The organism is Streptomyces rishiriensis (genome assembly GCF_003112535.1).
GTDB lineage: Bacteria > Actinomycetota > Actinomycetes > Streptomycetales > Streptomycetaceae > Streptomyces > Streptomyces rishiriensis.
Window position 1 is genome coordinate 1 of sequence record NZ_BEWA01000060.1, and the last position, 8,621, is coordinate 8,621.

General features: G+C 69.7%; 13 protein-coding genes. 11 read left to right on the top strand and 2 right to left on the bottom strand.

From position 1 onward, the window contains the following. Positions 1–188: 188 nt before the first annotated feature. Both Sri02f_RS40780 and Sri02f_RS40785 read right to left on the bottom strand, forming a co-directional pair. Positions 189–758 carry a GNAT family N-acetyltransferase gene (locus Sri02f_RS40780; protein WP_109006317.1) on the bottom strand — a complete coding sequence of 190 codons (570 nt, stop codon included), beginning with the start codon at positions 756–758 and terminating at the stop codon, positions 189–191. Continuing rightward, entirely contained in the window at positions 755–1,522 is a 768-nt protein-coding gene (locus tag Sri02f_RS40785) for a GntR family transcriptional regulator (protein ID WP_109006318.1), read from the bottom strand. The genes Sri02f_RS40780 and Sri02f_RS40785 overlap by 4 nt, the downstream gene beginning before the upstream one ends. 479 nt (positions 1,523–2,001) lie before the next feature. Between Sri02f_RS40785 and Sri02f_RS41585 the strand changes: the two genes are divergently transcribed. From Sri02f_RS41585 to Sri02f_RS43540, 11 genes are all read left to right on the top strand, one after another. After that, positions 2,002–2,178 (top strand): hypothetical protein, encoded by a 177-nt coding sequence (locus Sri02f_RS41585; protein WP_159106904.1) that lies wholly within the window; start codon positions 2,002–2,004, stop codon positions 2,176–2,178. An 85-nt stretch (positions 2,179–2,263) separates the two neighbouring features. Further along, on the top strand, positions 2,264–2,644 hold the full coding sequence (locus Sri02f_RS40790) for a RapZ C-terminal domain-containing protein (protein ID WP_109006319.1): 381 nt from the start codon (positions 2,264–2,266) through the stop codon (positions 2,642–2,644). 204 nt (positions 2,645–2,848) lie between these two features. Beyond that, positions 2,849–3,118: a DUF6284 family protein gene (locus tag Sri02f_RS40795; RefSeq protein ID WP_109006320.1), complete on the top strand. Its 270-nt coding sequence runs from the start codon at positions 2,849–2,851 to the stop codon at positions 3,116–3,118. Further along, positions 3,115–4,026, top strand: coding sequence for a DUF2637 domain-containing protein (locus Sri02f_RS40800; RefSeq protein ID WP_109006321.1), 912 nt, complete (start codon positions 3,115–3,117; stop codon positions 4,024–4,026). Before Sri02f_RS40795 ends, Sri02f_RS40800 begins: the two co-directional genes overlap by 4 nt. After that, the gene (locus Sri02f_RS40805; RefSeq protein ID WP_108999711.1) at positions 4,023–4,427 is read left to right on the top strand and encodes an RRQRL motif-containing zinc-binding protein; all 405 of its coding nucleotides are present in this window, start codon (positions 4,023–4,025) and stop codon (positions 4,425–4,427) included. Before Sri02f_RS40800 ends, Sri02f_RS40805 begins: the two co-directional genes overlap by 4 nt. A gap of 2 nt (positions 4,428–4,429) precedes the next feature. Then, positions 4,430–4,747 carry a hypothetical protein gene (locus tag Sri02f_RS40810; RefSeq protein WP_108999710.1) on the top strand — a complete coding sequence of 106 codons (318 nt, stop codon included), beginning with the start codon at positions 4,430–4,432 and terminating at the stop codon, positions 4,745–4,747. Beyond that, positions 4,738–5,058: a hypothetical protein gene (locus tag Sri02f_RS40815; RefSeq protein ID WP_109006322.1), complete on the top strand. Its 321-nt coding sequence runs from the start codon at positions 4,738–4,740 to the stop codon at positions 5,056–5,058. Before Sri02f_RS40810 ends, Sri02f_RS40815 begins: the two co-directional genes overlap by 10 nt. Before the next feature lie 92 nt (positions 5,059–5,150). Continuing rightward, positions 5,151–7,280 carry an FtsK/SpoIIIE domain-containing protein gene (locus Sri02f_RS40820; RefSeq protein ID WP_109006323.1) on the top strand — a complete coding sequence of 710 codons (2,130 nt, stop codon included), beginning with the start codon at positions 5,151–5,153 and terminating at the stop codon, positions 7,278–7,280. A gap of 204 nt (positions 7,281–7,484) precedes the next feature. Next, positions 7,485–7,952 carry a hypothetical protein gene (locus Sri02f_RS40825; protein WP_109006324.1) on the top strand — a complete coding sequence of 156 codons (468 nt, stop codon included), beginning with the start codon at positions 7,485–7,487 and terminating at the stop codon, positions 7,950–7,952. Between the two features lie 12 nt (positions 7,953–7,964). After that, positions 7,965–8,414, top strand: coding sequence for a hypothetical protein (locus Sri02f_RS40830; protein WP_109006325.1), 450 nt, complete (start codon positions 7,965–7,967; stop codon positions 8,412–8,414). Between the two features lie 89 nt (positions 8,415–8,503). Then, positions 8,504–8,621 (top strand): bifunctional DNA primase/polymerase (locus Sri02f_RS43540; RefSeq protein ID WP_174855817.1); only part of this gene is annotated, 118 nt, incomplete at its 3' end.

Here is an 8,621-nt window from a genome sequence, read left to right on the forward strand (position 1 = left end):
GACAAGTGCAGGCGACCGACAGTGCGGTCGCTCGACCCGGTATCAGAGAGTTCCCGCCGCCGACCCTCTGGTGTGGGCGCTGCCACCCTGCATGAGCTTGCAGAGTGTCGGAGCGTCCCTCCGAGTGCGGTCAGAGGCACTGACGTTGCCCTCAGACCCACGCCATTCGCGGACGTACTGGCGCGCGCTCAGGCCGCGAATGGAAGCCGCGCGGGTTCTGGCGTGCGGTCCGTGAATCCGTGGTCTGCCGGACGCGCAGCTCGCTGCGCAAGCCATCCCGAGACGCGTGGTCCGCCGTTCACTGCAGTTCCCTCCTGGACCGTACGGACGTACGTGAACCCCTGCGCGAGGTAGTACCGCTGAAGCCCTTCGTTCGTCGACCACGCGTCGAGCCGCACCCACTGGGCCCCCGCGTGGTGCGCGCGGTCGCCTGCCCAGTCGAGCAGCCGACCACCAAGGTTCTGTCCGGCATACTCACGGGCCACCGTGAGCTTGTTGACGAACATCGCCGGTTGGGTCAGTTCCTCGTCTGTCCACAAACCATCTTCGGCGTCCGGGGTGAGGGTGATAGTGCCGGCCGTGGTGTGGCCGTCGCGAAGCATGAAAACTGTGCCTGCTTCGATGGTCGCCAGTAGCTTGTCCGCCGGGTATGGGCGACTCCACTGGTCGGATCCGAGGTCTCGCAGCCAAGATGCGGCCTCCTCACGGAAGGCCAGCAACTTGGCTACGTCGTGCGGCTCTGCGGGCGTGATGATCACGTGTTCTCGCTCCGGGCGGCAAGGTCGCCGATCTCGTAGTTCATCCGGTTCAGGTCCCCCCGAAACGTTGTGATCGTGCAGCGGATGGGGCGATCTGTCGAGTAGCCGGTTCGCGTCCAGAGCATGACCGGCACCCCCGCTCCGATCTCCAAGAGGCGAGCCTCATCCGGCGTGGGCATGCGGGCCGAGATCTCATCGAAGTACCCGACCTGCTCGATCCCTTGAGCAGCCAGGTACCGCGTTGTTCCCTCGTCGATGTCCCCAGGCTCAGCCAGTCGCGGCGACACGTCGACCAGCCACGACGGATAGTAGGTCGCCTGAGTGGACCAGGGGACGTCGTCCACGTAGCGATGACAGAATCGCAATACCGTCTTCGTACTCGGCTCGACCTTGAGACGCTCAGCGATCTCCCGCGATGCCGGCAGCATCTCGACGCGGAACGTCTGGTGCGGCCGGCGTCCCGCGTTCGTCACGTCAGTGTTGTAGGCGTCGCCGTTCTGCGGAAACGTCAGGTTCTCGAATCGAGACGCGTTGAGCTCGAACACCTCATGAGACTTGACCTCGTACCCAAGCCCCTGGCTGGATGAGACGAGACCCTCGCTGACCAGCAGACTCAGTCCGTTACGGATGGTGTTCCGCGACGCGTCGAAGCGCTGCGATAGGTCGCTCTCTGAGGGCAGCCTCGACCCCGGCGCGTAGGTGCCGTTGTCGATCTCGCGACGCAGGACGTCGGCGACTTGCCGGTACTTCGGCTGCTTGTTCATGCCTTCATCATGACGCACTCGCGCAACTTGTTGGTAGATGTAGGCCCCAATCCCTTGACGGCTCACGGTGCGTGGGTGCAGCATCACTCCATCAGCTTGTACCAACAAGCTGAGCAGGTGGTGCAACACCTTCAAGTGTGCCCGCCTGTGCTGACAGCGTCCGGAGGAAAGCCCCCTTGGGGGTGAGTACGAAGTGAGCGCGTCTTGATTGAGAACTCAACAGAGTGCCGACCCAGCCGCATGAACACGTGCGGTCGATGGGTGCGGGTCACCACCCTGACCGTCCATGTCAGGCCGGGTGGCCTGCCCGGTTTCAGTCTTCGGGCTGTTACCGGCACTGAGTGATTCGACTTCCGCAGAACCTTCGGCGGTCTAGCCGCTACAGCCCCGGTCCGGCCGATCTCGGGCCTACGCCTCGAAAGCAGGCCGGGGCACTCCCGCTGACCAGCGGGCCACTCACATTCCCAAGGGAGATCGACATGCGTTTCCGTACGAGCCCTTCCCCCGCCGTGTCCGCCATGAAGAACCGCAGCAGCGATGACCTGCGGCGGGAGTACGACCTGATCACCCGTGAGCGCGACGGGGGCCACAACGTGCTCAGCGCGATCAACGCGCAGAACGACATCGCTCGCGAGCTGGAGCGCCGGGACCGCTGACCCGCCGCCACAGCCCCGATGGTCGCAGGCCGGGTTCGACTCCCGGCCGGGGCACGCATCACCGGCCACTTCGTCTGGAGTTCGCATGAGCACTGTCGAGATCGTCTCGTTCGGCTACCTGCACGACGCCCCGCCGGACGCGCACCTCACCATCGACTTGCGTCACCACTTCCGCGACCCGCACGTGTCGCCCGAGCTGCGCTACATGAGCGCTGACGACGAACCCGTCCGCAACGCCGTGATGGGCACCCCCGGCATCGCCGCCCTGGTCGCGGCAACCGCCACGGCGGTTGCCGCGTTCGCCGCCGGCCCGAGCGCGGGAACGGTCACGGTCGCCGACGGCTGCGCCGGCGGACGTCACCGTGCCCCCACCTTCGCCCGTGCCCTCGCCGACCGGCTGACCGCCGCCGGCCACACGGTCACTGTCCGCCACCGCGACCTCGGCAAGGACGTCGTCCAGCGCTGACCCTCAGCAGCCCCGGACCCGCCGCCCTGCGGCGGGGTCGTGACGAGGCCGGATCGGATCCGGCCCGGGGCACCGGCCGCCACCGAGCGGCCCGCCGCACGCATCGGCTGCGGCGCTTCCCTCTCAAACGGCGCGCACCCACCGAAGCGGCAACTCCGGTGGGTGCTGTTCGGGCCGTTTCACCTACTAGGGAGACCACGACCCATGAACCACATCGTCACTGATCAGGACGCTGTTACCGCGTTCGCCGACTTCATGGAGCCGACGAACGCCGAGCTGGACGCGATCGAGCTGGAGTCCCCGCTGCTCCTGGCGGAGGTCAACCTGCTCGACGCGCAGATCAAGGCCATGGACCACCCCGAGAACGAGGTCGACACCCGCCGCATCCGCCGGGCCCGCAATCGGGTGCTGGCGGCGCGGCGGGACGCGGCCAACCGGGCGGCCGGCGCGAGCACGGCGGGCGGCGCGGCATGAACCTGCGCCGCAAGGGCCGCACCGCCCTGGTGCTGGCGCTGGTCGCTGTGGTCGGCATGGCGTTCCGCGTCTCGTGGAACGCGCTGCGCGACATCGCCGGCGCGATCGGCGCAGACTCGACTGCCGCCGTCCTCTACCCGTTCGTGGTCGACGGCCTGATGGCGCTGGCGCTGGTCGCCACGCTCGTTCTGGTCGACGACGACCGCAAGTTCGCGCTGCGGGTGCTGGGCACCTACACGATCGCCTCCCTGGTCCTGAACTACGTACACGGACTGGTACCCGAGCTGCACGGCCAGTCGGTCGAGTTGGGTCGGGTCGCGGAGTGGGACGCGGCGAACTGGGCGCTGGTGCTGCTGGCGACGTCGCTTCCGGTCGGGTCGATCTACTTCGGATCCGACCTGGTCGCCAAGGTGCTGCACCACCGCCCCGCCCCGATTCGCGCCGTGAGTATGAATGCGGAGGAATCCACCGAGATCGAGAGGAAACGGTCTACTGCTGACCTGCTCGAATCGACCCCGCTTCCCACAGTCACGGTGACGCGGTTGAGGGTGCCGGATCCGGTCGCGGTCGACGTGGGCAAGTCGACTCTGCCGCTCAAGCCGGTACGGGCGATTCCCGTGCCGGTTCCGGCACCGGCACCGGCACCGGTCACGGTCGCGGTTCCGGCGGAGTCGAGTCGACGGCGTGGGGCGACCGGCCGTGTTCCGGACGTCGCCCGATCGCCCCGGCCGAAGCGCACCCCGGATGAACTGCTCGCCGAGGCCCGCAAGGTAACCGTCGATTGGGCAGACGCGCAGATCACCGCTGAGGGGATCCGCCGCGCCGTGCGCACGTCGCCGGCGAACGCCCGGACGCTGCGGGACACGCTCCTCACGGAACGGGCGAGCAACGGCGGTAGGGCGGCATGAAGCGACTGACCCTCGCCGACTGCTTCGACCCCACCGGCGAACGCTTCGGCGTCCCGACCTACCCGTGGCGCTGTGCCCCGGACGACCTGGCCACCCGCCGCCAACTGCGCAGTCGAGGACTGCGGCCGGGCGGTCAGGACGTCGCCGGACAGATCCTGCGCCCGCGTCGCCGACGCGAGCCGCTGACCGCCTACCTCTACCGGATCGACCTTGCCAAACCGGTCCGTGAGATGACACCGGGCCGGTGGCGGGCGCACGAAGCGATGATGCGCCCCCGCCGCACCTGCCCCGCCTGCCGGCGCGACGTCGGCTACGTCATCCGCCCGTCCCTCGGCACGTGCGAGCCCTGCGACACCCGCCCCGCCGCCGACCAGCGGCACCCCGCCTTGAGGAGTAGCTGACCATGGGCAAGCCCGACACCCGCCGCCTCGACCGTGAGATCAGCAAGACCACCCGCAAGCTGGAAGCGGTCCGCAAGGGCGAGATGTGGCCGCTGACCAGTGCCGAACGCCGCGCCGTGATCGGCGCGCTCGCCGGCGGCTCGTACCGCGTCCTGCGTGGCAAGAGCACCGGCCGCGAGGAGAACCGGCTCGACTCCGTCGCCAGCTCCGCCGAGACCCGGCTGACCGCCGAACTGACCGCGCTGCACATGGAACGGCAGCGGATCGTGCGCGAGGCCGCCGCCGCCAAGGCCGCCAAGAAGGCGTCCGGATGGTGGTGAACACCCCGCCCGCGCAGGACCGTTGTCCGGCCGCGCACCCGGAAGACCCCACCCCGTGCGCGGGTGGGGTAGTGGTGACCGTGCTGGACCGCTTCAACGGGGGCGCGGACGGCTGCGAGCAGCACGGTGCCCGCCTGCTCGCCTCCCTCGACGGCGGACGCGTCTACGGCCTCCCGCACGCCGCGCCCGGAACGGCCATCCGCGTGTTCACCGCTGCCGCCGGCATCCGCCCCTTCTGCTGGATGGACGGCCCCCGCACCGAACCGTCCCAGCTCAGCGAGATCGAGAACCGCGCCCGCCGCGCCCGTTGAACACCCCGCCCCGTCCGTCCCGGCTACCAGGACGGACGCGGCGGTCCCCTCAACTTCCCGCCCCGCATGGGGCAGTCAGGAGTGCTCCCGTCATGGGTGACACCGTCGTCCACCTGCACAAGAACACCGCCCCGTCCACCGAACCGGCCGCCGTGACCACGCTGACCGTGGTTCCCGACCCCGCCCCGCCCGCACCGGTCCCGCTGTGGATCCGGTCCGGCCGCACCGTGAAAGCGGCCGTCACCCACGAGCGCACGAAGACGACCGGCCGCGCCGTCGCCCGCCACTCCCTCTACGTGGCCGGTGGGGCGCGGATCGTGGCCCGCCGCACGTGGGACGGCAAGACCGCCGCCCGCTACGAGCGGTTCATGCGCGCGGCGGAAGCCGCGGGGAACATGGACGCGGCCATGGAGTGGGAGGAGCGCGCCCAGCGCTACCGCGACGCCCGCCACCGCCGCCGCATGGACCTGCTCCACTCCCCGTTGGACGCGGCCAAGGGCGTCGCCGTGGGGACCGGGATGGGCATCGGGTCCCTGGTCGCCCTCGGCGTCGTCATGGCCATTGCGAACAAGGACGTCACCGACGTCGTCACCCCCATCGCGGCCGTGATCGAGTTCATCAACCTGCTCATCACGATCGTTCAGGTGGTGTGGGGCCCGCTCGTGTCCCTGGGCCCGTTCCTGGCGCTGCTGGCGCTGTGGGCGGTCGGCAGCAAGCAGCAGGCCGCCCCCGCGTGGGCGCTGCCCGCCAACGTCCGCAGCGGCGAGGGTGAGCCGATCACGCCCTCGATCGTGGTGAAGGCCCTGCGCGACCTGGGCATCGCTCCACTCAAGAAGGCCATCAAGGAGATGGGCGACGCTGGCGCGTCGATGCTCGGTCCGATCCGGATCGCTGGGTGCGGCGTAGAGGTCGACGTGACGCTGCCGTCCGGGGTGGCGACGAACGAGGTGCAGGCCAAACGGCGCAAGCTCGCCGAGAACCTCACCCGGCACGAGCACGAAGTGTTCATCACCATCCCGGAAGCCGCTCGAACGGTGCGTCTGTGGATCGCCGACTCGGGCACTCTGGACGAGCCGATCGGGCCCTCGCCGCTGGTCACCGACGAGACGATGACCGCGAACTACAAGACGGGCAAGGCACCGTGGGGGCAGGACCTGCGCGGCGACGCCGCCACGATCAGCCTGTATCAGCGCCACCTGCTCGTCACGGGCCTGTCCAACCAGGGCAAGACCGCCGCCCTGCGGGCGCTCGCCCTGTGGCTGGCCCTGGACCGGTCGGTGCAGTTCTGGATCGCCGACCTGAAGGGCATCGGCGACTGGGCCATGTTCGAGGGCATCGCGCAGGTGCTGATCGAGGGCCCCTCCGACGACCACGTCATCCAGGCGACCGAGATGGTCGAGGACGCGGTCGAGGAGATGAACCGGCGGATCGAGGAGCGCCGCCGGGACCCGGGCATCGTGTTCGAGCCGCTGATCGTGGTGGTGGACGAGGCGCAGTTGGCGTTCATGTGCCCGGTCGTCGGCGACGACAAGCGGCCCTATGGCGGCTCCAAGGCGACGTCCCGGTACTTCATGGCGGTCCGCAAGGTTCACAACCAGGGCCGGGCGGTCGACGTGCTGATGTGGCAGGGCACGCAGGACCCCACCGATCAGAACCTTCCCAAGCTGGTCCGCGAGGGCGCGCACACCCGCGCGTCCCTCGTGCTGGGCACGGAGTCGCAGGCCCGGATGGCGCTGGGTGACAAGGCGGTGGACGGCGGCGCGGCTCCGCATCTGCTGCGTCAGGGTCTGGACAAGGGAACGCTGGTCGTCGCCTCCGACGGCATCGCCATTCCGGCGGGGCAGGCGTCCATCACGGTGCGGACCCACTTCATCGACGACGAGCCGGCCGCCGAGGTCGCCGACCGGGCCAAGGCCCTGCGCGACGGCGTCACCACCCTGCGCGTGGTCGACCAGGGCGAGGAGCGCGACGCGCTCGCCGACGTCGCCGCCGTCCTCGGCGACTCGCCCCGGCTGCGGACCAACGAGGTCCTCAAGCGACTGCACGCACTGGACGCCAAGGTCTACGGCGACCAGTGGACCAACGACCGGCTCAAGAGCCTGCTGGAGGAGCACGGCGAGGAGCCGAAGAAGTCCCACGGCGTCATGGTCGTCCACCGCGATCACGTCCTGCGCGCCCTCGCCAACCGCGACGAGAACGGTTCCGCTTCCGCCGCCGAGTAGCGGGGAGGCACGGCCGTCCGGCCCGGGGAGGCGGGGAGAACTCCCCAACCCCCTCCCCGGACTGCCTCCCCTACGTTGATCAGCGAAAACACCGTTTCGGGGAGGCGGGGAGTCTCCCTGCTCAGACCCCCGAAACCCCCCTCCACACGGCACCCCGAAGGGGGTGCCCCCGCCTCCCCAACCGAGCACCGGAAGGGATTCCGCATGTACCCCGACCCCACCCACAACCGGCCCGTTCAGCGGGCCGTGGAAGTCCACCAGCCCACCCCCCTCACCCCCGCCGCGCCGTACGCAGCACCCCTCGTGCCCGTGCAGCCCGGCACCGTCCCGACGGTCGCGTCCGTCGTTCTGACGGACGGCCGCGTCGTCACCGGCTACGCCGTCAGCCCCATGCAGCCCGAACCGGTCGCCGCGCGGCCGGCCGTCTCCCGGACCGCGGTGAACGTCGCCCTCGGAGGCGTCGGGTTCCTCGCCGTGTGCGGCGGCCTGCTGCTGCTCACCACGTTCATCGCCGCACTCACCGCGCTGATCACCCAGCTCATCACCCTCGCGGCCGTGATCTTCGGCGGATGGATCGCCGTGCAGATCTTCGGCGGCACCCGCCACGCGAGCGGCGGCAACACCTTCCACATCCGCAAAGCCACCTTCAAGCGCAACCACTTCAACGGCTGACAGGAGCCCTACGTGTTCGAGATCCGCGTCATCTGCGACCCCGCCGACACCGACCGCATCACCGACGCCCTCCAGGCCGCGTTCAAGACCGGACGCGTCACCGTCCATCCCGCCCGCGACGGCGAGCGTCAGCGCCTCTACCTCGACGCCGACCACGCCGACGTATGGCCCGAGCCCGAGCAGGCCTACGCCGACGCCCCCAGCATCCACAGCGAACTCGACTGGATCGCGCACACCCTCGGCACCGCCGCTTGCTACACCAAGCTGGAACGCGGCTTCTACCTGCGCAAGGCCGCCGTCCTCGACCGCATCGCGCTCGCCGACGGGGCCGACTACCGCGACGACGACACCGCCCACATCGCGGCGAAGTTCCTGGTCGTACTCGACGACGCGCACGCCGACTGCGACCCGCGCGCCTACGTCCGTCAGCAGTACGCCCACTGGGCCACGAACGGCCGGTAGCTACGCCAAGGGCGGCCCCTCACGTCTCGCCAAAGTCGCGGGGCCGCCCTTGTCCACCAGCACCCATCACAGGACTGGAGACATCCAGCATGACCCATGACGCACAATCCGCGCTGCTGCGCGCAGCGCTGGACGCCGCCGCACGCGGATGGCACGTCTTCCCCCTGCGCCCCGGCACCAAGCGGCCCGCCCTGCACGGCGAGCAGT

Excerpts from the sequence above, each read along its gene's own strand:
- Sri02f_RS40795 (WP_109006320.1), top strand. The coding sequence starts at position 2,849 with ATGAACCACATCGTCACTGATCAGGACGCTGTTACCGCGTTCGCCGAC.
- Sri02f_RS40820 (WP_109006323.1), top strand. The coding sequence starts at position 5,151 with ATGGGTGACACCGTCGTCCACCTGCACAAGAACACCGCCCCGTCCACC.
- Sri02f_RS40825 (WP_109006324.1), top strand. The coding sequence starts at position 7,485 with ATGTACCCCGACCCCACCCACAACCGGCCCGTTCAGCGGGCCGTGGAA.
- Sri02f_RS40790 (WP_109006319.1), top strand. The coding sequence starts at position 2,264 with ATGAGCACTGTCGAGATCGTCTCGTTCGGCTACCTGCACGACGCCCCG.
- Sri02f_RS40815 (WP_109006322.1), top strand. The coding sequence starts at position 4,738 with ATGGTGGTGAACACCCCGCCCGCGCAGGACCGTTGTCCGGCCGCGCAC.
- Sri02f_RS40810 (WP_108999710.1), top strand. The coding sequence starts at position 4,430 with ATGGGCAAGCCCGACACCCGCCGCCTCGACCGTGAGATCAGCAAGACC.
- Sri02f_RS40785 (WP_109006318.1), bottom strand. The coding sequence starts at position 1,522 with ATGAACAAGCAGCCGAAGTACCGGCAAGTCGCCGACGTCCTGCGTCGC.
- Sri02f_RS41585 (WP_159106904.1), top strand. The coding sequence starts at position 2,002 with ATGCGTTTCCGTACGAGCCCTTCCCCCGCCGTGTCCGCCATGAAGAAC.
- Sri02f_RS40805 (WP_108999711.1), top strand. The coding sequence starts at position 4,023 with ATGAAGCGACTGACCCTCGCCGACTGCTTCGACCCCACCGGCGAACGC.
- Sri02f_RS40800 (WP_109006321.1), top strand. The coding sequence starts at position 3,115 with ATGAACCTGCGCCGCAAGGGCCGCACCGCCCTGGTGCTGGCGCTGGTC.